The organism is Streptomyces sp. NPDC015171 (assembly GCF_043079545.1).
Lineage (GTDB): Bacteria > Actinomycetota > Actinomycetes > Streptomycetales > Streptomycetaceae > Streptomyces.
This window is the reverse complement of record NZ_JBIBUO010000018.1, coordinates 24,301-45,246: the sequence shown is the minus strand read 5'-3', so window position 1 is coordinate 45,246 and position 20,946 is coordinate 24,301. Positions and strand designations below refer to the sequence as shown.

The window sequence follows — 20,946 nt, the reverse complement described above, 5'->3', positions numbered from 1 at the left end:
TGTGACGTCCTCATGTCACCTTCCGCGCAAGCCTGTCCGGCCGTGTGCCCGCGTGCTTACCTCGTCGCACATCAGCGCCCTCCCCGCACGAGGAGCACCATGAGCACGCAGCCCGACACCCCCGACAGCGCAGGCTGGTCCTTCGAGACGCGGCAGATCCACGCCGGGGCCGCCCCCGACCCGGCGACCGGTGCCCGGGCCACGCCGGTCTACCAGACGACGTCCTTCGTCTTCCGGGACACCCGGCACGCGGCCGACCTGTTCTCGCTCGCCGAGCCCGGCAACATCTACACCCGCATCCACAACCCCACGACGGACGTGTTCGAGCAGCGGATCGCCGCCCTCGAGGGCGGTGTCGCGGCGGTGGCCGTCGCCTCCGGGCAGGCGGCGGAGACACTGGCGATCCTGACCCTGGCCGGGGCCGGGGACCACATCGTCTCCAGCACCTCCCTGTACGGCGGCACGTACAACCTGTTCCGGCACACGCTGCCCAGGCTGGGCATCGAGGTGTCCTTCGTGGACGACCCCGACGACCCGGCGGCCTGGCGGGCGGCGGTCCGGCCGAACACCAAGGCCCTGTTCGCCGAGTCGCTCGGCAACCCGCGCGGCGACGTCCTCGACGTGCGGAGGGTCGCCGACGTGGCGCACGCGGCCGGAGTGCCGCTGATCGTGGACAACACCGTGCCGACGCCGTATCTGCTGCGGCCCCTTGAGCACGGCGCCGACATCGTCGTGCACTCGGCGACCAAGTTCCTCGGCGGGCACGGCACCGCGATCGCCGGCGTGGTGGTGGACGGCGGCACCTTCGACTTCGGCGCGCACCCCGAGCGCTTCGCCGACTTCAGCGAGCCCGACCCCAGCTACCACGGCCTGCGGTACTGGCCGGCGCTCGGCCCCGGCGCGTTCGCGGTGAAACTGCGGGTGCAGCTGCTGCGCGACCTCGGGCCGGCGCTCGCCCCGCACTCGGCGTTCCTGCTGCTCCAGGGCGTGGAGACGCTGAGCCTGCGGATCGAGCGGCACTCCGCGAACGCGCAGGCCCTCGCCGAGTGGCTGGAGCGGCGCGACGAGGTCGCCGCCGTCCACTACCCCGGCCTCCCCTCCAGCCGCTGGTACGAGAGGGGCCGGCGGTATCTGCCGCGCGGCGCCGGAGCGATCGTCTCCTTCGAGCTGCGCGGCGGGGTGGAGGCGGGCAAGCGGTTCGTGGACGCCGTCGAGCTGTTCAGCCATCTCGCCAACATCGGTGACGTCCGCAGCCTGATCATCCACCCGGCGTCCACCACGCACAGCCAGCTCACCGAGGAGCAGGCGGCGGCGACCGGCACCACCCCGGGCCTGGTGCGGCTGTCGGTCGGCATCGAGAGCCTCGCCGACCTCAAGGCGGACCTGGAGGCCGGCTTCCGCGCGGCCAAGGGCGCGTAGGTGGGCGCGGGCGCCACCGCCGGGGTGCCGCCTGCCACCGGGGCCTGGCGGGAGGGGGACCCGCCCGGACGGCGCCGGTGGTACGCCGCCGAGCAGCCGCTGCCCCTGGAGTCGGGGGGCGAACTTCCCGGTGTGCGCCTGGCGTTCGAGACCTGGGGGCGGCTCGCGCCGGACGCGTCGAACGCCGTGCTGGTGCTGCACGCGCTCACCGGGGACAGCCACGCGGCCGGGCCCGCCGGGCCGGGACACCCCACCCCGGGCTGGTGGGACGCGCTGATCGGCCCGGGGCGGGCGCTGGACACGGACCGCTGGTTCGTCGTCGCGCCGAACGTCCTCGGCGGCTGCCAGGGCAGTACCGGTCCGGCCGCCGCCCGCCCGGACGGCCGCCGGGCCTGGGGCGGTGCCTTCCCGTTCCTCACCCAGCGCGACCAGGTCTCGGCGGAGGCCGGGCTCGCGGACGCGCTCGGCATCGGCCGGTGGGCGCTGGTCCTCGGGGGCTCGATGGGCGGGATGCGGGCGCTGGAGTGGGCGGTGTCGCGCCCGGAGCGCACCGACGCCCTGCTGCTGCTCGCGACGACGGCGGCGGCCAGCGCGGAGCAGATCGCCTGGGCCGGCATCCAGTTGCACGCGATCCGCGGAGATCCGCACTGGCGGGGCGGCGACTACCACGACACAGGACACGGACCGCACACCGGTCTCGGCCTGGCCCGCCGGCTCGCCCATGTCACCTACCGCAGCGAGCCCGAGCTGCAGGCCCGCTTCGGCCGGCTCCCGCAGGACGCGCAGGACCCGTGGCGCGGCGGCCGGTACCGGGTGGAGTCCTATCTCGACCATCACGCCGCCAAGCTGATACGCCGCTTCGACGCGGCCAGTTACGTCGTCCTCACCGAGGCGATGAACGCCCACGACGCCGGGCGGGGCCGGGGCGGGACACGGGCCGCTCTCGCCCGGGTGACCGCGCGCACCCTGGTGGCCGGGGTCGACTCCGACCGGCTCTACCCGCCGGACCAGCAGCGGGAGCTGGCCGCCCTGATCCCGGGCGCGGACCGGCCGCGTACGGTGGAGTCGCCGTACGGACACGACGGGTTCCTGATCGAGACGGAGCAGGTCGGCGCGCTGGTGCGGGAGTTGCTGGGCTGAACACGGACCCCCCTGTTGTCAGTGCCGTGTGACACCTTGATCCTGCACCCCACCACTGACAACACCCCTGGAGCAGCCCGTGACCCGGTCAGCGCCCGCCTTCGAACTCCTGCCCGGCGCCGCCGAGTCGCCGGTGCTGCTCCATGTGCCGCACTCGGCACGGGCCGTACCGCGCGAGGTGCGCGAGGGCATCGTGCTGCCCGAAGCGGAGCTGGCGCGGGAACTCGACCACATCACGGACGCGCACACCGCCGAACTCGCCGAGCGGGCCGCCTCGCTGGCCGGGCTCAGACCGTGGCGGTTCGTGAACGGGCTGTCCCGGCTCGTCGTGGACCCCGAGCGGTTCCCCGACGAGCGGGAGGAGATGACGGCCGTCGGCATGGGCGCCGTGTACACGCGGACCACGCACCGGGAGGTGCTGCGGCCCGCCGGGACCGACCCGGAGCCGCTGCTGGCCCGTTACTTCCGGCCGTACGCGGCGGCCATGACGGAGGCGGTGGCCGGCCGGCTGGCCGCCACCGGGCGGGCCGTCGTCATCGACGTGCACTCCTATCCCACCGAGCCGCTCCCCTACGAGCTGCACGGGTCCGGGCCGCGCCCGCCGGTCTGCCTGGGCACGGACGCCTTCCACACCCCGCCGGAGCTGGCCGAGGCCGCCCGCAAGGCGTTCGCCGGGTTCGGGGAGACGGGACTGGACAGCCCGTTCGCCGGGACGTACGTGCCGCTGGAGTTCTACGGCACCGACGTGCGGGTCCACGCGCTGATGGTGGAGATCCGGCGGGACACCTATATGAGCGAGCCGGGCGGCCCCGCCGGGCCGGGGCTCGGCGGGCTGGCGAGCGCGCTGGCCGCGCTGGTCGACGCCCTGTAGCCGGCGGGCGGGTGCGCGACCCGCCCGCCGGCCCGGCGGGCGCTCTCAGGCCCGCAGCCACTCGGTGACGATCACCTCGGCGCCGGTCCGCAGCCGCAGTGCGAACGGGCCGGCGGGCGGTGTGTCACTGGTGAACCTGCCGAGGGTGTCGGCGGCGACCGGGTGGGCGGCCCCCGGACCGCCGAGCACCTCGATGCGCGCCGACTGCGGCGGCAGCACCTGGCCGATCAGCCCGTCCACGGTGACCTCCACGTCGACGGTCGTCTCGCCCGCGCGGAAGGTCAGCATGCGCGGCACGTCCAGGACCCCCCTGACCGGCTGCGCGTCCACCAGCGAGTCGAAGGTCAGCTCGGCGAGCCGGGCGTCCAGGTCGTGCAACGCGAAGGCGTCGAGGGCCGTCTGGAGCAGCTCGGCCGGGACCGGGTCCAGGACGGCGGCGGCCTGTCGCAGTTCCTCCTCCAGCAGCGCGTCCGCGAACGCGTCCGCGTCGATGCCGGCTTCCCGGCCGGTCCGCTTGTCGTCGTCGCCGTTCACACCGCACCCCGCGCGTCCATCCGGGCCCGCAGCCGGCGCAGACAGCGCTGGCGCAGCGGACCGATGCTGCCGACCGCGATACCGAGGGCGGCCGAGATCTCTCCGTAGCTGGGCGGCGGCGAGGACATCAGCACGCGCAGCAACTGCCGGCAGCGCTCGCCCAGTCCGTCCAGCTCCTGCCACAGGCGGCGGACCCGCTCGGCCCGGTCCGCCGCCTCCTCCGAGTCGATGAGCGACTCCTCCGGCGTCCGGTCCTCGCTGGCCCGGTCCAGCACCCGCGGATCATCGGTCAGGGTCAGCCGCGTCAGGCTCTTGAGCACCTTCAGGCACTCGTGCCGGGCCGTGCTGGCCAGCCAGGCACCTGCCTTGTCGGGTTCCCGTATGCGGCCCAGGTGCTGGGCGAAGCGGAACCAGGTGGTCTGGAAGACCTCGTGCCCGTCGGCGTCCGACAGCCGGTGGGCGCGCACCACCGACCAGACCAGCGGGCTCATCCCCTCCACCAGCGCCTTCCAGGCCGCGGCGTCCCCGTCGACGGCGGACTGGACCAACGCGCCGACCTCTGTTCGGTCCACGGCTCCACCCCTTGTGTACGGAACGTCATCGTACGCCGTGGAGGGGAGGGTTCCGGACCTCATGCGGGCAGCGCCGGGAGCATGGCCGGGACGGGACGCCAGGTGGGCGGGCGCAGCGCGCGGACCCGCTCCCCGCGCACCTCGGCCCGGTCCGTGGTGGCCGCGAGCAGCGCGGCACCGGCCGCGCGCGGGTCGCGCTCCCGGTACGCCGCCATCCTGGCGGCGACGAGCCCCGCGACCACCGGGGTGGCGAACGAGGTGCCGCTCCACTGCGCGAGGCCCTCGAACATCACCTGGTCCGGCTTGCCGCCGGTGCTCTCCCGGCCCTCGCTCAGCACACCGGTGTGGCGTGGGTACTGGCAGGTGCAGGCGTAGTCGGCGTGGCCGAACCGGCAGGCGTCGAAGGTGGAGTGCTGGTAGATGTACGGCACGGGGGTGGTGAAGCCGGTGAGGGCGCTGGTGAGGCGCTCGCCGGGGGCGTGGACGCGCACCCAGGGGCCGTGGTTGGTGAAGCAGGCACCGGACTCGCCGTCCATGCGGAGGGCGCCGACCGACAGCACGCTGTCGGCGTACTCGGGCAGGGCCGCGTAGGCGGCGGGCCAGAACGGGGTGTCGCAGCCGTTGTTGCCGGCGGCGGCCACCAGCAGGGTGCGCTGGTCGCGCAGTTCGCGCATGAACGCGTCCAGACCGATCAGGCCGTCGGTGTCCGCGCCGGGCGAGCCCGCGGAGAGGCTGATGATGTCGGGCCAGCCGTCCCGGTCGACCGCTTCGAAGAGCAGGGCGCCGAACTCGGACTCCAGCACGGCACCGGCGTCGTTGAGCGTGCCCCGGACGGTGATGTCGGTGTTGGGCGCGACGGCGGCGAGGATCCCGGCGATGAACGTGCCGTGTCCGACGTACTGGCGGAGCACGCCGTCCCCGTCGGTCTCGGTCAGCTGGGCGTCGCCCGTGGTGTGGGCGAGCAGCGGGTAGGAGCGGTGGTCGTGCATCAGGCCGGTGTCGACCACCAGGACGCCGACCGCGGTCGTCGGGTCGTAACGCCCCTCGGCGGCGGCGGGGTTGGCCGGCTCGGTGCGCGGAACGGGCACCGGCTCGTCGCCGGGACAGGCGTTGACCGGGGCGATGTGCACCACGTGGTTGCGGCCGGCGAGCCGGCGCCCCTGGCGGGCCTCGGCCTCCCGTACGGCACGCAGGGCGTGCGGCACCGAGTCCTCGCCCTCCGCCGGGTCGCCGACCCGGATGCGGGTGACACCGGTGCGTCCGGCCTGCGGGCCGACCCGGGCCACGTGGTCGGGGACGAGACCGGCGGTCTCGGTGAAGTGGGCGCGCACGGTGTGCTCGACGAATCCGGCCTCCTCGCCGTCCCGGACGAGGACGACGCCCTTCTCGTAGAGCAGCCCGGCGGAGTCGTCCGGTCCCATGGTCAACGGGACGTCGGGCAGGGAGCGTTGGATGTGATGGAACTGCTCGTGGAATCGCTGTGGTGCCATGTGGCGTCCTCCCCCTCAAGACGGTGTCCGACAGTGAGAGTCCCGGGCCCACCGTCTGATACAGCAGGCCACTACCATGCGAGACGTGACAGCGGGAAGCCAGTCGATTCTCGAACTGCTGCCCATGGTGTTCGCCGATCCCGGCGAGGCCCGGGCACGCGCGGAGCAGGTCCTGCGCGCCGGTTCGCCGCCGCTGCACGCCAGCGTGGCCCATCAGGTGCTCGGTATCTGGCAGCGGGACTTCGGCGATCTGCGGATCGCGCTGCGGCATCTGCGCCGGGCCCGTGACCTGGCGGCGCACGCCGACTCGGCCGACCGCGAGGCCGATGTGCTCGCCACGCTGGGGGTCGCACTGGTGCACGCCGGGCGCACGCGCCAGGGGCTCACGGCCTTCGAGCGCGGGGTGGCCCGGGGCAGCGGGCACACCCGGGCCCGGGTGCTGTACCGGCGGGCCTATGTGTGGTGGGTGCTGGGGCGTCACCGGGAGGCGCTGGAGGACGTACGGCGGGCGCTGCCGGTGCTGCGGCAGGCCGCCGACGACATCTGGACGGCGCGGGCGCTCACCCTGCGGGCCACCGTGCACCTGGCGCTCGGCGCGGTGGACCGGGCCGTCGCGGACTTCACGGCGGCGGAGCGGCTGTGGGACACCACGGGCCAGGAACACGACAAGGCGGACGCGGTGGAGAGCCGGGGCCTGGCCGCGTTCCGGTCGGGTGACATCCCGGCGGCGCTGCGGCTGCTGGACGAGGCCGAGGAGCGCTACGCCAAGCTGGGCACCCCCACGTACAACCTGTCGATCCGGCGCTGCGAGGTGCTGATGGCGGCGGGACTCGCCCCGGAGGCGCTGGCCGAGGCGGACGCGGCGATCGGGGTGCTCGACCGGATCGGCGGGCAGTCGACGCGCAAGGCCGAGCTGCTGCTGGCCGCCTCGTGGGCCGCCCGCTCGGCGGGGGACGCGCACACCGCCGTCGCCCGCGCGGCCGTCGCCGTACGGCTGTTCTCGGCACAGCGCAGGACGTGGTGGGCGACGCACGCCCGGCTGGTGCTGCTGGAGGCGCGGATGGCGGCGGGGCGCCGGTCGGGGCGGATGGTCGCGGACGCGGCGGCGGTCGCCGAGCGGCTGGCCGCCTTCGGCTCGCCGGCGGCGGCGGAGGCCTCGCTGCTCGCGGGCCGGATCGCGCTGGCGCTCGGCTGGACGGCGGACGCGGAACGGCATCTGGCGGTGGCCGCCCGCAGCCGGCACGGCGGACCGCCGCCGGCCCGGATGACCGGCTGGGCGGCGCAGGCGCTGCGGGCCAGGGCCGCGGGTTCGCGGCGCGGGGTGCTGGAGGCGTGCCGGCGCGGCCTCGACGTGCTGGACGACCACCGGATGACGCTGGGCGCCTCGGAGCTGCGTGCCCACGCGACCGCGCAGGGCGCCGAACTGGCCGCGCTGGCACAGGAGGTGAGCCTCGCCCAGGGCAGTCCGCGGCGGCTGCTGGTGTGGAGCGAGCGGTGGCGGGCGACGGTGCTGTCCACGCCGCCGACCCGGCCGCCCGACGATCCGGCGCTGCTCAGCGGTCTCACCGCCTACCGGGAGATCGCGGCCCGCGCGGAGGCCGCCCGGATGGAGGGTCGTCCGGTGCCGGCGCTGGAGCGCGAACAGCGGCGCCTGGAGCTGGAGATCCGCTCCCGCACCCGGCACATGGGCGGCGCTGCGGCCGACGCGGGCGACCGTTTCGACGTGCGCCGGCTGCTGGACCGGCTCGGCGACGGGCACCTGGTCGAGCTGGCCGTGGTGGACGGCCGGGTGCACGTCCTGCTGTGCGGGCAGGGCAAGGTGCGGCGGTTCGCCGGCGGTGCGCTGGCGGAGGCGGTGGCCGAGGCCGAGCATGTGCAGGCCGGGCTGCGGCGGCTCGCGCACCCGGGCGCGGAGGCGCGGCTGCCGCTGGTGGAGGCGGCGGGCCGGCGGCTGCAGGAGCTGCTGCTGGCCGGCGCGGCGGAGCGGCTCGGCCCGGGTCCGGTGGTGATCGTGCCGCCGGGGTCGCTGCACCGGGTGCCGTGGGCGCTGCTGCCCGCGCTGCGGGAGCGGGTGCTGAGCGTGTCGCCGTCGGCGGGCAGCTGGCTGAGCGCCCGGGAGACGGCGCCTCCGCCGGACGGCCGGGCGCTGCTGGTGCGCGGTCCCGGCCTGGCGACGGGCGGCGCCGAGGTGCCGGAGCTAGCCGACAGGTACGGCACGGCGACGGTGCTGGAGGGCGAGGACGCCCAGGTGCCCCGGGTGCTGGCGGAGCTCGACGGCGCCGGTCTCGCGCATCTCGCGGCGCACGGCACGTTCCGCGCGGACAGCCCGCTGTTCTCCGCCCTGCGGATGGCGGACGGCCCGCTGATCGTGCACGACTTCGAGCGCCTGGCCCGCAGCCCGTACCGGATCATCCTGTCCAGCTGTGACACGGCCCGCCTCGCCTCGGTGGGCGCGGACGAACTGCTCGGCCTGGTCACCGCGTTGCTGCCGCTGGGCACGGCCGGGGTGGTGGCGAGCAGCGCGCCGGTCAACGACGCTGCGGTGGTCCCGCTGATGCTCGCCCTGCACAAGGGCCTCGGCGCGGGCCTCTCCCTGGCCGAGGCCCTTCGCGACGCCCGCGCGTCCCTGCCCGGGGACGCCGTCCACCAGGCGACGGGCTGGGCGTTCGCGGCGTTCGGCGCGGCGTGAGGGCGGCTGCCCGGCCCCTCTCGCGCACCGGCCCCCGCGACCCGGGGCGCGGCGGCTAGGCCGTTTCCCGCTCGGGTCCGTCCACCAGCCAGGGCAGCGCCCCGCGGTCCCCCGTGCCGAGCCGCGTGTAGGCGCCGTACAGGTGGTTGCCGACCGTCCGCACCGACAGCGTCAGTCTCTCGGCGATCTCCCGGTTGCTCAGACCGGCTGCCGCCAGGGTGACGATCTGCTGCTGGCGGGCGGTGAGTTCACCGAGGACGAGTCCGGCCAGCGCCGGTGTGCGGGCGCCCTCGCAGCGCCGGGCGAGCGCCAGCGCCCGGGTGCGGGACAGCCGGGCCGCCCGCGGATCGCGGTGCGCCCGTACGGCCTGCGCGTGGGCCTCCGCCGCGTACAGCAGGAAGCCCCGTGCGGCCAGGGCCTCCGCGGCCCGGTCGAGTGCGGCCCCGTCGCCGCGGGCCAGCGCGTCCGCGTGCCGCGCGAGGACGCTCCCGGCCGGCAGCCGTCCGGCGGCCCGCGCGGGCTCGCCGAGGCGTACGGCGTCGTAGGCCGCGCGGACGTCGTCCGGGTCGGCCACCTCGCCCACCTGCCCTTCGGCCAGCGCCAGTTCCCCCCGGCAGCCGCCGTCCAGCGGATTCTCCCGCAGCCCCTCCCGGGCCCATGCCGCGGCCTCCCGCAGTTCGCCGCGCAGTCGCGCGAACCGGGCGCGGACCGCGGCGTACCCGGCCGGCAGCGCGGTTCCCTGCGCCACCAGCCACTCCCCCACGGGGGTCGGCAGCGGCCGGACGTCGAGCCGCTCCATCCGCCGCACCAGGGTGCGCTGTTCGGCGGCGAGCGCGGGTCCGTGGGCGTCGTCGGCGCGGGCCAGCCTTCGGGCCCGCAGCCGGCCGGCCGCGGCCCGCAGCGCGGCGCCGTGCAGGGGGTGGGCGAGGGTGACGGCACCCGCGTCGTCGACGTCGATCAGGCCGTCCGCCTCCAGGCGTTCGAGAACGTCCGGGTCCAGTCCGTCCAGGGGCAGCGGCAGTGGCTCGGCGAAGGCGAGGCGGTCCAGTACGGCGCGTTCGCCGGGTCCTGACCGTTCGAGGGCGGGGGCGAGCCGTTCGCGGACGGCCGCGGTGACCGGCAGCGCGCCCCGCCAGGCCCGCTCCCCGGTACCCGGGACGGGGGTGAGCCGACCGGACCCGGCGAGCGCGGTCAGCAGGTCGCGCAGCAGCCGCAGATCGCCCCGGCACGCCCGGTGCAGCCGGCGCACGGTGAGCGGTTCGAGCCCGGCGCCGGCCAGCAGCTGGGCGGTGTCCTCCCGGGACAGCGGGGCGAGGGCGAGCCGGGGCAGCAGCTCCCCGGTCCACAGCCGGGACACCGCGGCGGGCGCGGGCACGCCGTCCGCCGCCGCCACGACCAGGCGGGTGCGCCCGTGCACGGCCAGCTGGTGGACCAGGGCGGCGGAGGTCTCGTCCAGCAGCTGCGCGTCGTCCACGACGAGGAGCCGCAGCCCGGACAGCGCGCGGACCGCGTGGTGCAGCGAGACGGTGTCCGGGACCAGGTGCGCGAAGGCCGCGAGGGGCAGGTCGCGGGCCTCGGGCGTGCCGGTCACCCGGGCGTGGTCGGTGCCCCGGACGGCCTCCGTGATCAGCCGCGTCTTGCCGTGGCCCGCCGGGCCGGTGACCACGATGCCGGGCCGGCCCGAGGCCAGCCCACCGCGCACCAGCTCCAGTTCGTCCGCGCGGCCGGTGAACGGCCAGGGCAGTTCCAGCGTCTTCGCGTCCTGTTCGTAAGTCCTCACCTCATGCTGAGCGCGCCTACTCAGGTTTGATACAGGGCGACTTGAGTAGCCCCCGACTCAGGCGCCCGGCCGCCGCGTACGGGCACGCTGGCCGCATGACCCGACGCCTCTGCTCGCTGCCGCGGCAGCCGGTCCCGCCCTTCGGGCCGGGGCTGACCGCCGAGCGGCTGGGAGCGCTGCTCTCCGGGCGGCGGATGTGGGTCAACGGCACCGTTCTGCACTACTGCTTCCTGGACGCCGCCTCCGACGCCTCGGTCATCCCGGTGCCCGGGACCGGGGAGCTGCGCCGGGTGCCGTGGGCCGGGGGCGAGGGGGCCCGGGAGGTGGTCCGCGCGTGCTTCCGGGAGTGGCAGGACCTCGGCATCGGCGTCACCTTCGCCGAGGTCGGCGACCGCCACGAGGCGGAGCTGCGGATCGGGTTCCAGCCGGGTGCCGGGTCCTGGTCGGCGGTCGGCCGGGACGCGCTGTCGGCCGGCCGGGGCGAGCGCACCATGAACCTCGGCTGGGACGTGAGCGCGCCCGCCGAACGGGGGATCGTCCTGCACCAGATCGGGCACGCGCTCGGCATGGTGCACGAGCACCAGAGCCCGTTCGCCGGGCTGCACTGGGACGACGAGGCCGTCTACGCCGAGCTGGGCGGCCCGCCGAACTACTGGAGCCGGGAGACGACGGACACGAACGTCCTGCGCCAGCTGGACGCCTGCGAGGCGGGCTGCTCGGTGTGGGACCCGCAGTCGGTGATGACGCTGCCCTTCGGGCCGGGCCTCGTGCTGGAGCCGGAGCAGTACCGCGGGGGGCTGCGCCCGTCCGGCACGCCCTCCCCGGCCGACAAGGAGTTCGTGCTCCGCTGGTACCCGCCCGCGGGGCCTTCCCCGGTCGGGGCCGGGCTCGGCCGGGGGCAGGCGCAGGCCGCGCTGGTGCCGTTCCGGTCGGCGCCGCTCGGGCTCGGTCCCGGCGAGCAGGCCGACTTCACCGTCGAGCCGCCGGAGACCCGCGAGTACACCGTGGGCACCTTCGGCGACGCCGACACCGTGCTCGTGGTCTTCGAGGAGCGCGACGGGGAACCGCGCTTCCTCGCGGGCCACGACGACGGCGGCACACCGCACAACGCCGCCGTCCGGGTCCGGCTGATCAAGGGCCGCCGCTATGCCGTCCGGGTCCGTCTGTACTCGACATGGGGGTCGGGGGAGACAGCGGTCATGTGCTGGTGAGGCACACGGACGGCGCGGAGCCACAGTCCGGCGCCGGGGGGAGCGGACGTGGACGTCACCTACGGGGGAGGTGACGTCCACGTCCTCGCCGTCGTCCGTGCGCGGCCCCGCCGTCCGCGTCAGCGGTTGTGCCACTCCTTCGCGAGCAGTTCGTAGGAGCGGACCCGGGCCCGGTGGTCGTGGGTGATGGTGGTCACGAGGAGTTCGTCGGCGGCCGTCGCCTCCTGGAGCTGGGCGAGGCGGTCGGCGACACGGCCCGGCGAGCCGACGAACCGGGTGTCGAGCCGGTCCTGCACCAGCGCCTGGTCCGCGTCCGTCCACGCGTGGCGGCGGGCCTCGTCCGGTGACGGGTAGGCGATGGCGCCCTCCGCCGTGCGGATGCTGCGCACCCACGGGCCGTAGCCGGCGGCGAGTTCGCGCGCGGTGTCGTCGTCCTCGGCGACCACCACGTCGGCGGAGACGCTGACGTACGGCTCGGCCAGCTCGCCGGAGGGCCGGAAGGCGGCCCGGTAGCCCTCCACGGCCTCCAGGACGGTGGCGGGGCTGATGTGGTAGTTCGCGGCGAACCGCAGGCCGCGCGCCCCGGCGGTCTCGGCGCTCACCCCGCCGCTGCTGCCCAGGATCCACACCTGCACCTCGGCTCCCTCGCCCGGCACGACATGGACCTCGATGCCGTCCGGGGAGCGGTAGCCACCGGCGAGCAGGGCGAGGATGTCGTCGATCTGCTCGGCGTACTCCTGCGGCTGGGCGTGCGGCAGCTGGAGCAGCCTGCGCTGGAGGGCGACTCGGGGCGAGCCGAGAAGGTGCTCCAGGGAGAAGCGGGGCGGGATCAGCAGGCCGTTGGGGGCCCGGCCCGCCACCACCGGGGTGGCCGCGGGGCGCGGGGGCCGCGTTCCCGGCGGGCCGCCGCCCGCCGAGCGGCCCAGGCCCAGGTCGAGGCGGCCCGGGTGCAGCGCGTCGATCAGGCCGAACTCCTCGACCGTGGACAGCGCCGTGCGGTGTCCGAGCTGGACCGCCCCCGAGCCGAGCCGGATGGTGGAGGTCGCCGCGGCGGTCAGGGCCAGCACGACGGCCGGGGAGGTGCCGGCCACGCCCGGGTTGAGGTGGTGTTCGGCGAACCAGTAGCGGGCGTAGCCGAACCGCTCGGCGTGGCGGGCCAGGTCGATGGAGTTGCGCAGCGCCTCGGGCGCGTTCGAACCGGACGCGATCGGCACCAGGTCGAGGACGCCCAGCGGAATGCCCACGGACATGACGGTGACTCCTCAGCGGTCGGCGGGCACGGGTGCGAGGTCCGGCCGGGGCCGGACCGGTGCCCAGGGGAACGGCGGGTCGGGGATGTGCCGGCGCAGCACCGGGGCGACCTCGGACTGGAACAGCTCAAGCGAGTTCCGGTGCTGCGGGCCGGTCAGTCCGCCCCCGTCCGCGCCCACGTGCAGCACGGTGTGCCCGAACTGCTCGTGGTAGCGGTGCACTTTGTCGATGACCTGCTCGGGGCTGCCGATCAGGGCCGAGCTGCGCGCCACGAAGTCCTCCAGGGTCTCGAAGACCACGGGCAGCCCCGCGGCCCGCTGGAAGGCCAGGTTGCTCTCGAAAATCGGGCGGTACGCGGTCAGCGCCTCCTGCGAGGTGCGGGCCACGTGGAGCGCGGCCGTACCCGCGCCCACCGCGATGTCCGCCGGGTCGTGCCCGTGGTGCTCCCAGCGTTCGCGGTAGTGGCGGATCAGCTCGGCGTACGGCGCGATCGGGTGGGTGACGTTCGCCGAGAACAGCGGGTCGCCGTAGCGGGCGGCGAGCTCCACGGACTCCTTGCTGGTGGCGCTGCCGTGCCAGACCCGCAGCGGCTGCTGGTACGGCCGCGGCCACACCTCGGCGTCCGTCAGCGGCGGCCGGAACCGGGTGTCGGCCGTCACCCGGTCCTGCCGCCAGATCCGCCGGAACACCTCGTAGCTCTCCGCGTTGCGGTCCCACTGGTCCTCGGGGGTGACCTGGAACAGCTCCCGCTGGGCGGCGCCGTTGCCCTTGCCGATGATCAGGTCGAGGCGCCCCTCGGAGAGGTGGTCGAGGGTCGCGTAGTCCTCGTACGCACGGACCGGGTCGAGCAGGCTCAGCGTGGTGACGGCGGTGAACAGCCGCAGCCGGCGGGTGAGGGCCGCGACATGGCTGAGCACCACCGTCGGCGCCGAGGACAGGAACGGCCGCTCGTGCCGCTCCCCCACGCCGAACCCGTCGAAGCCCAGCTCCTCGGCGAGCACCGCGTTGTCCAGGACCTCGCGGAACCGTTCGTGCGTCGGCTTGTGCACCCCGGTGACGGGGTCCGGCCGGTGCACGATCAGGGTGATCGCGAGGAACTTCACGACGCGGCCCGTTCGGGTGCGGCGCCGGCGGCGTCGGGGTGGGCGAGGCCGAGGTGGTCGCGCAGGGTCGTGCCCTCGTAGTCGGTACGGAACACGCCCTGTTCCTGGAGGAGCGGCACCACCTGGTCGGCGAACGGGTCGAGCCCGCCGGGGGTGATGTGCGGGACCAGGATGAAGCCGTCGGAGGCGTCGGACTGCACGAAGTCGTTGATGGTCCGTGCGACGGTGGCCGGGGAGCCGATGAAGGACTGCCGGTTGCCGGTGTTGATGACCAGGTCCCGGATGGACCACTTGTTGGCCTCGGCGAGCTGCCGCCACTCGCGGGCGATGGCGACCGGGTCGCGGTACATCCGCACCTGGGCGCGGCCCCGGGAGATGTGCTCCTCGCCGACGACCGGGTCGACGTCGGGCAGCGGGCCCTCCGGGTCGTACGCCGACAGGTCCCGGTTCCAGACGAATTCCAGGTGCTTGATGGCGGTGGCGCCGCTGACCTGCTGCCGGCGGACCTCCCGGGCGAGTTCGGCGGCCTCTTCGTCGGTGTCGCCGAGGACGAAGGTCGCGGCGGGCAGGATGAGCAGCTGGTCGGGACGGCGGCCGTACTTCGCCAGGCGGGACTTGACGTCCGTGTAGAAGGACTGGCCCTCCTTCAGCGTGGAGTAGCGGCTGAAGATGGCGTCCGCGCCGGAGGCTGCGAACTCGCGGCCCTCCTCGGAGTCGCCCGCCTGGAAGATGACGGGACGGCCCTGCGGGGAGCGCGGGACGTTGAACCGGCCCTGGATGTCGAAGTGCTGCCCCCGGTGGACGAAGGAGCCGGCCCTGGCGTCCCGCAGGAAGGCGCCGGTGGCCTGGTCGGCGAGGATCTCGTCGCCGCGCCAGGAGTCGAACAGCTCGTGCGCGGTGGCGAGGAACTCCTTGGCGCGGGAGTACCGCTCGTCCTGCGGCAGGAAGCCGCCGCGCCGGAAGTTCTCTCCCGTGAAGGCGTCCCAGGAGGTCACGACGTTCCACGCGGAGCGGCCGTCGGAGAGGTGGTCGAGGCTGGCGAACTGGCGGGCCACCTCGTACGGCTCGTTGAACGTGGAGTTGATGGTGCCGGTCAGGCCGAGCCGGTCGGTGACGGCGGCCAGCGCGGCCAGCACGGTGAAGGTGTCGGGGCGGCCGACCACGTCCAGGTCGTAGATCGTGCCGCCCTGCTCGCGCAGCCTGAGTCCCTCGGCGAGGAACAGGAAGTCGAACTTGGCGCGTTCGGCGGTCTGCGCGAAGTGCACGAACGAGCTGAACTCGATGTGGCTGCCCGCGGCCGGGTCGCTCCACACGGTGGTGTTGTTGACGCCGGGGAAGTGGGCGGCCAGGTGGATCTGCTTCAGCGGCTTGCTCATGGTGTACGGACGTCCTCTCCGGCTCTCAGGCCGCGGCGTAGCGGTTGGCGGGGCGGGTGAGGCCGAGGAGGCCGCGCAGGGTGCCGGACTCGTAGGCGTCCCGGAAGCGGCGTCGGCGCCGCAGTTCGGGCGCCAGGTCCCGGGTGATCCGCGGGAGATCGTGGCCGGCGACGGCGGGCCGCAGCCGGAAGCCGGTCAGGCCGGCCGCCGCCAGTTCCTCCAGCAGGTCGGCGAGTTGCCCGGCGGTGCCGGTGAAGATCCGGGCGTCGCTGGTGTACGGCTCGCCGGCCAGCGTGTCCAGGCGGTCGAGGCGGGCCTCGGCCGCCGCCCGGCTGTCGTCGAGGAGGACGACGAGGTCGCCGAAGACGTGCAGGGTGTCCCCGGCGCGGCCGGCCGCCTGCTGCTCGGCGCGGATCTCGGCGACGATCGCGCGGGCCTCGGCCGCGTCGTGCGGGGTGACGTAGCCGATGTCGGCCTGGCGGGCCACGAGCCGGTACGGGACGGTGCGGTGGGCGAGCGCGGTGACCAGCGGCTGGCCCTGCGGCGGGCGGGGCGTGATGGAGGGGCCCTTGACGCTGAAGTGGCCGCCCTCGAAGTCGATGTAGTGCAGCTTGTCCCGGTCGATGAAGCGGCCGGTCGCCTCGTCCCGGATCTCGGCGTCGTCCTCCCAGCTGTCCCAGAGCCGGCGCACGACCTCCACGTAGTCGTCGGCCTCGTCGAACAGCTCGGTGATCAGCTCGTCCGCGTCCGGGGAGTCGAAGGAGTCGATCCGGCGGACGGTGCGGCGGCCGAAGTGCGCGGCCTCGTCGGGGCGGGCGGTGACCCGCACGCGCACGCCGGCGCGTCCGGTGCTGACGTAGTCCAGGGTGGCGATCGCCTTGGAGATGTGGAACGGCTCGGTGTGTGTGGTCACCACCGTCGGGATCAGACCTATGTGGCGGGTGACCGGGGCGACCCGGGAGGCTATGAGGACCGCGTCGAGCCGGCCGCGTATCTGGTCGGTGCGCTCGTCGGGGGCCAGCGGCCGGGAGGACTGCGGGCCGAGGCCGTCCTCGATGGTGACGAAGTCGAGCAGGCCGCGTTCGGCCTCGGTGATCAGGCCGGCCCAGTACCCGGCGGTGAAGAGGTCCTGGGGGCGGGCGGCCGGCTCGCGCCAGGACGCGGGGTGCCAGCCGGTGCCGTCCAGGGCGACGGCGAGATGCAGGGGTGCGGGAGAGGCGGGAGAGGCAGCTGGAACGGGGGAAGCGGGGGAAGTCGAGGACACGGCGGTGCCTTCCTAGATGTCGGTACGAGAGACACCGGCTCGCGGGGCCTGCGTCGGCCGGGCATGCGTCGGCCGGGGGCGAGCGCGGCGGAGGGGGACCCGGCCGGGGGGCCGGGCGGCAGGTCAGTGGCGACAGAGCGCGGCGGACACGCGCTGGAGGTCTATGTGCGGCCGGGAGTGCAGACGGACGGAACGGTAGGCGTGCGGGAGGCGCGGCGGGCGGGCCTTCGGGCGCATACGGATCACGGCCGTCACCTCCCTCCGTCGGGCGCGGCGGGCCGGTTCGGCGACCGCCTGGCGGATCTCGTCAGGACACTCAACGCCCGGCCGGCGCCGGATGTTCCCGGGGTGCGGAGCCGCACGATGCGGTTGCGGCGGCGCAGGGTGAACCCGAGCGACTCGTACAGCCGGATCGCGGCGGTGTTGTCGGCGGCGGCGTGCAGGAACGGCGTGTCCCCGCGGTCCCGGATGCCCGCCGCGACCGCCCGTACCAGCCGGGTCGCCAGTCCCCGGCCGCGGTACGCGGGGTCGGTGCACACGGCGCTGATCTCGGTCCAGCCGGGCGGTCGCAGCCGCTCCCCCGCCATCGCGACGAGCCTGCCGTGGTGCCGGATGCCGAGGTAGGTGCCCATCTCGACGGTCCGGCGCAGGAAGGGGCCCGGCCGGGTGCGGGCGACCAGGCCGAGGATCTCGGGAACGTCGTCGGGTCCGAGGCGTACGGCCTCGGGGGCCGGTTCGGCCCGCAGCGCGGTGTCCACGAGCTGGACGCCCTCGCCGTCGCCGAGGACCGTCCAGCCCCGCGGCACCCGTCCGGCGGGTTTGACGCGCACCTCGGCCCCCGCTCCGAGGAGGGTGCCGAGGTCGGCCCAGGCCGCCGGGTCCGCCGGGTCCGCGAGGGCGGCGAAGGCGTAGAGGTCGGCCTGGTAGCGGGCGGCGCGGCCGAACCGCTCGGCCAGGTGGGCGTGCGGACCGTCGAGCGCGGCCCAGACGGCGTTGTCGAGGACGGGGGCGGCGGGAGGCAGGAGGGGGGCGGCGGGCAGGGGCGGGGCTCCGCCTCCGCGGGCGTCGGACGGGTGGGCCACGGAGGCGGAGTCCTCTCTTGAGCGACGTGCACGGTCGGGGTCGGGGTCGTACCGCGGTCGGTGGGTCAGGAGTTGTCCGCCGGCAGTCCGGGCGGGTTCACCTCCGACTTCGCCACGGCCTCGTTGGAGAGGTTGTAGGCGGCCAGCCACTTGGCGTACTGCCCGTTGTCGATCAGGTGGTTGAGGGCGGCGGCGACCGGTTCGGCGAGCCCGCTGTCCTTCTTGGAGGTGGCGGCGATCAGGCCCTGGAGGGACGCGCCCGCGCCGGAGAAGGTGCCGGCGTTGCGGGTCGGGGCGGGCGTGTTCGCGGTCTGCCGGGCGCGGTAGGCGACGGCGGGGTTGGGGCCGAAGTAGGCGTCGACCTTGCCGCTGCTCAGCGCCAGGTTGATGGCGTTCTGGTCCGGGAAGTACTTGACGGTGAGCTTCTTGCCCTCCTTGGCCAGCTTGGCCTTCCACTCCAGGAGGATCTTCTCCTGATTGGTGCCGGAGCCCACGGTGACCGTCTTGCCGGCGAGGTTCTCGTAGTCGCCGTCGAAGTTCCAGGTGCTCTTCTTGACCACCTCGAAGGCCAGGTTGTCCTTGCGGTAGGAGGCGAACTCGTACTTCTTCTTGCGCTCCTCGGTGTCGGTGACGTTGGAGAAGGCCACGTCGACCTTGCCGCTGTCGATGCCGACGAAGAGGTTCTCCCAGGTGGAGTTGCGGATCTCGGGCTTCAGGCCGAGCACCGCGGCCACCAGGCGGCCGAGGTCGGGTTCGGAGCCGGTGAGGGTCTTCTGGTCGCTGCCCACGAAGTTCAGCGGAGCGGATCCCGAGGGCAGGGCTCCGACACCGATGACGAGCTTGCCGCTCTTGCGGACGGAGGCGGGCAGCCGGGCGCTGATGGACTTCACCTCGGAGACCTTCAGTCCGGTCTCCTTGGCGGCTCCGTTGGAGAGGCGTCCCACGGTCACGGTGCCCGCGCTGTCGGTCGTGGTGGCGGCCTCGCTGTCGCCCCCGCAGGCGGTGAGTCCGGTGGCGAGGGCGGCGACCGCGGTGGCCGCCGTGATGCCGCGTATCAGGCCGCGTCGGGAGAGGTGGGTAGGCATGGCGTGGCTGTCCTTGTCTCGCTGATGAGGGCGGTGGGCGTGCTGCCGTGGGGGGAGTTCGTGAGCGCGGGGGGAAGGCGGGGGTCAGAGGACCTTGCCGAGGAAGTCCCGGGTCCGTGCGTGCCGGGGCTTGTCCAGCACCTCGCCGGGCGGGCCCTGTTCGACGATCCGGCCGCCGTCGATGAAGACGACCCGGTCGGCGACCTCGCGGGCGAAGCCGATCTCGTGGGTGACGATGACGAGCGTGGTGCCGCTGGTGGCCAGGTCCTTGATGACGGCCAGCACCTCGCCGACGAGTTCGGGGTCGAGCGCCGAGGTCGGCTCGTCGAAGAGGATGATCCCGGGGCGCAGGGCGAGGGCGCGGGCGATGGCGACGCGCTGCTGCTGGCCGCCGGACAGCTGCCGCGGATAGGCGCCGGTCCGGTCCCCGAGGCCGACCCGTTCGAGCAGTTCGCGGGCGAGTTCCTGGGCCGCCGGCCTGGTCAGCCTGCCGGTGGCGACGGGCGCGGCGGCGACGTTGTCGAGGACCGTCAGGTGCGGGAAGAGGTTGAAGTTCTGGAAGACGAAGCCGATCCGGCCGCGCTGGGCGAGGATGGCGCGCTCGCTGAGTTCCTTCAGCCGTCCGCCGTGCCGTCGCACGCCGATCAGTTCGCCGCCCACGCTGACATGGCCGATCTCGGGCTTCTCCAGGTGGTTGACGACCCTGAGCAGCGTCGACTTGCCGGAGCCGGACGGGCCGATGATCACCGTGACCTCGCCGGGGCGGACGGTCAGGTCGATGCCGTCGAGCACCCGGTGGGTGCCGTACCACTTGTGCACGTCGTGTATTTCGAGCGCCGCGGGGGCGGTCTTCTCCGGGGTCCGGACGGTGGTCATACGGCGGCCTCTCCGCGCAGTCGGGCCCGCAGGTCTGTCAGGGCGTCACGGGCCTTCTGCAGGGGGGTCGGCGGCAGGGTGCGGGTGGCGCCCCGGGCGTAGTGCCGCTCGACGTAGAACTGGACGACGGAGACGGCGCTGGTCAGGATCAGGTACCAGACGGTGGCGACCATCAGCAGCGGGACGACGTCACCGGGGTAGGTGTTGCCCATCGACTGCACCGTGCCGAACAGGTCGAGCAGGGACACGTAGAACACCAGGGACGTGCTCTTGATCAGGCCGATCAGCTGGTTGACGTAGTTCGGGGTGATGGACCTGAGGGCCTGCGGGAAGACGATCCTGCGGAACTGGTAGCCCCGGGGCAGGCCGAGCGCGGCGGCGGCCTCGTGCTGTCCCTGGTCGACGGAGAGGACGCCGCCGCGGACCACCTCGGCCGCGTACGCCGCCTCGTTCAGGCTGAGGCCGATGACGGCGATGGCCATGTCGGTGGCCAGCTTCGACTCGTCGAAGCTGACGAAGGCCGGACCGAAGGGCACGCCGAGGCTCAGCGTCTTGTACAGGGCGCTGAAGTTGTAGAGGAAGATCAGCACAACGATCAGCGGCACCGAGCGGAACAGCCAGGTGTAGGTCCAGCTGACGGCGCGCAGCACCGCGCTTCCGGAGAGCCGGGCGAGCGCGAGCAGGACGCCGCCGACGAGCCCCAGTACGGCGCTGAACGCGGCGACTTCGAGGGTGACGAGGAGGCCGTCGAGGACGGTGGGGCGCAGGAACCAGTACTGGAAGCGGTCCCATTGGTAGAAGGGGTTCGTGACCAGTCCGTGCAGGATCTGCGCGACGAGCACGAGGACGACCGCGGTGACGGTCCACCGCCCGGGTCTGCGCAGCGGCTGGACCCGCTGTGCGGAGAGGCTTTTTGACGGCGGGTCGGTGGGAGTCGGCGCCTCGGCGAGGGAGACGGCGGCGCCTGGGGGTTCACTCATGAGGGGCTCCGGCGAAATCGGACACCCCGCGGCCGCGGACGAGCGGGCATGGGCCGCGACGGCACTACGGCACGAGGCGGCGCACGGGCACGCGCACAACCGGGGGATGGGCGGACAACGGCACACCGGGCGGACGGTGTGCGGCGGGAACGCGGGGGCTGGAAGGGAACGTCAGCCCCGGCAGCGGGCAGCGCCCGGCGCGGTACACAGTGCGCTGTTCACG

Annotated in this window: 18 protein-coding genes; 5 read left to right on the top strand and 13 right to left on the bottom strand. The window is 74.4% G+C overall.

The annotated features are described in order from the left end of the window. Positions 1-99: 99 nt before the first annotated feature. The 3 genes from ACF073_RS34770 (at position 100) to ACF073_RS34760 (ending at position 3,430) form a co-directional block, all read left to right on the top strand. The gene (locus ACF073_RS34770) at positions 100-1,419 is read left to right on the top strand and encodes a bifunctional o-acetylhomoserine/o-acetylserine sulfhydrylase (RefSeq protein WP_392075466.1); all 1,320 of its coding nucleotides are present in this window, start codon (positions 100-102) and stop codon (positions 1,417-1,419) included. Beyond that, the gene (locus ACF073_RS34765) at positions 1,420-2,559 is read left to right on the top strand and encodes a homoserine O-acetyltransferase (protein ID WP_392075465.1); all 1,140 of its coding nucleotides are present in this window, start codon (positions 1,420-1,422) and stop codon (positions 2,557-2,559) included. Between the two features lie 79 nt (positions 2,560-2,638). Further along, positions 2,639-3,430: an N-formylglutamate amidohydrolase gene (locus tag ACF073_RS34760; RefSeq protein WP_392075464.1), complete on the top strand. Its 792-nt coding sequence runs from the start codon at positions 2,639-2,641 to the stop codon at positions 3,428-3,430. 45 nt (positions 3,431-3,475) lie between these two features. Here the strand turns inward: ACF073_RS34760 and ACF073_RS34755 are convergent, their stop codons facing one another. The 3 genes from ACF073_RS34755 to ACF073_RS34745 are packed head-to-tail and all read right to left on the bottom strand — an operon-like array spanning position 3,476 to position 6,026. Then, entirely contained in the window at positions 3,476-3,964 is a 489-nt protein-coding gene (locus ACF073_RS34755) for a hypothetical protein (protein WP_392075463.1), read from the bottom strand. Then, positions 3,961-4,599: an RNA polymerase sigma factor gene (locus ACF073_RS34750; RefSeq protein ID WP_392075462.1), complete on the bottom strand. Its 639-nt coding sequence runs from the start codon at positions 4,597-4,599 to the stop codon at positions 3,961-3,963. Before ACF073_RS34750 ends, ACF073_RS34755 begins: the two co-directional genes overlap by 4 nt. Then, on the bottom strand, positions 4,596-6,026 hold the full coding sequence (locus tag ACF073_RS34745; protein WP_392075461.1) for a S8/S53 family peptidase: 1,431 nt from the start codon (positions 6,024-6,026) through the stop codon (positions 4,596-4,598). The genes ACF073_RS34750 and ACF073_RS34745 overlap by 4 nt, the downstream gene beginning before the upstream one ends. A 76-nt stretch (positions 6,027-6,102) precedes the next feature. Between ACF073_RS34745 and ACF073_RS34740 the strand changes: the two genes are divergently transcribed. Beyond that, entirely contained in the window at positions 6,103-8,715 is a 2,613-nt protein-coding gene (locus ACF073_RS34740; protein WP_392075460.1) for a CHAT domain-containing protein, read from the top strand. Between the two features lie 55 nt (positions 8,716-8,770). Here ACF073_RS34740 and ACF073_RS34735 read toward each other — a convergent pair whose 3' ends face one another. Further along, positions 8,771-10,495, bottom strand: coding sequence for a LuxR C-terminal-related transcriptional regulator (locus ACF073_RS34735; RefSeq protein ID WP_392075459.1), 1,725 nt, complete (start codon positions 10,493-10,495; stop codon positions 8,771-8,773). A 95-nt stretch (positions 10,496-10,590) separates the two neighbouring features. Here ACF073_RS34735 and ACF073_RS34730 point away from each other — a divergent pair, with 95 nt between their 5' ends. After that, positions 10,591-11,706: a M12 family metallopeptidase gene (locus tag ACF073_RS34730; RefSeq protein WP_392075458.1), complete on the top strand. Its 1,116-nt coding sequence runs from the start codon at positions 10,591-10,593 to the stop codon at positions 11,704-11,706. A 119-nt stretch (positions 11,707-11,825) separates the two neighbouring features. Here ACF073_RS34730 and ACF073_RS34725 read toward each other — a convergent pair whose 3' ends face one another. The 9 genes from ACF073_RS34725 to ACF073_RS34685 form a co-directional block, all read right to left on the bottom strand. Then, entirely contained in the window at positions 11,826-12,956 is a 1,131-nt protein-coding gene (locus ACF073_RS34725; RefSeq protein WP_392075457.1) for an LLM class flavin-dependent oxidoreductase, read from the bottom strand. Positions 12,957-12,968: 12 nt separating this feature from the next. Beyond that, positions 12,969-14,060 carry an LLM class flavin-dependent oxidoreductase gene (locus ACF073_RS34720; protein ID WP_392075456.1) on the bottom strand — a complete coding sequence of 364 codons (1,092 nt, stop codon included), beginning with the start codon at positions 14,058-14,060 and terminating at the stop codon, positions 12,969-12,971. Beyond that, a complete protein-coding gene (locus ACF073_RS34715; protein WP_392075455.1) occupies positions 14,057-15,436 on the bottom strand; it encodes an NtaA/DmoA family FMN-dependent monooxygenase in 1,380 nt (459 codons plus the stop codon). Before ACF073_RS34715 ends, ACF073_RS34720 begins: the two co-directional genes overlap by 4 nt. Positions 15,437-15,461: 25 nt before the next feature. After that, positions 15,462-16,700, bottom strand: a complete 1,239-nt coding sequence (locus tag ACF073_RS34710; protein ID WP_392075454.1) for an LLM class flavin-dependent oxidoreductase — start codon at positions 16,698-16,700, stop codon at positions 15,462-15,464. Between the two features lie 123 nt (positions 16,701-16,823). Then, positions 16,824-16,937, bottom strand: a complete 114-nt coding sequence (locus ACF073_RS34705) for a putative leader peptide (RefSeq protein WP_392075489.1) — start codon at positions 16,935-16,937, stop codon at positions 16,824-16,826. A 14-nt stretch (positions 16,938-16,951) separates the two neighbouring features. Further along, entirely contained in the window at positions 16,952-17,782 is an 831-nt protein-coding gene (locus ACF073_RS34700; RefSeq protein ID WP_392075453.1) for a GNAT family N-acetyltransferase, read from the bottom strand. A 65-nt stretch (positions 17,783-17,847) separates the two neighbouring features. Further along, positions 17,848-18,867, bottom strand: coding sequence for an ABC transporter substrate-binding protein (locus ACF073_RS34695; protein ID WP_392075452.1), 1,020 nt, complete (start codon positions 18,865-18,867; stop codon positions 17,848-17,850). A gap of 84 nt (positions 18,868-18,951) precedes the next feature. Beyond that, complete coding sequence (locus ACF073_RS34690) at positions 18,952-19,743, bottom strand: amino acid ABC transporter ATP-binding protein (protein WP_392075451.1); 792 nt, start codon at positions 19,741-19,743, stop codon at positions 18,952-18,954. After that, on the bottom strand, positions 19,740-20,723 hold the full coding sequence (locus ACF073_RS34685; protein WP_392075450.1) for an amino acid ABC transporter permease: 984 nt from the start codon (positions 20,721-20,723) through the stop codon (positions 19,740-19,742). The genes ACF073_RS34690 and ACF073_RS34685 overlap by 4 nt, the downstream gene beginning before the upstream one ends. Positions 20,724-20,946 lie beyond the last annotated feature (223 nt).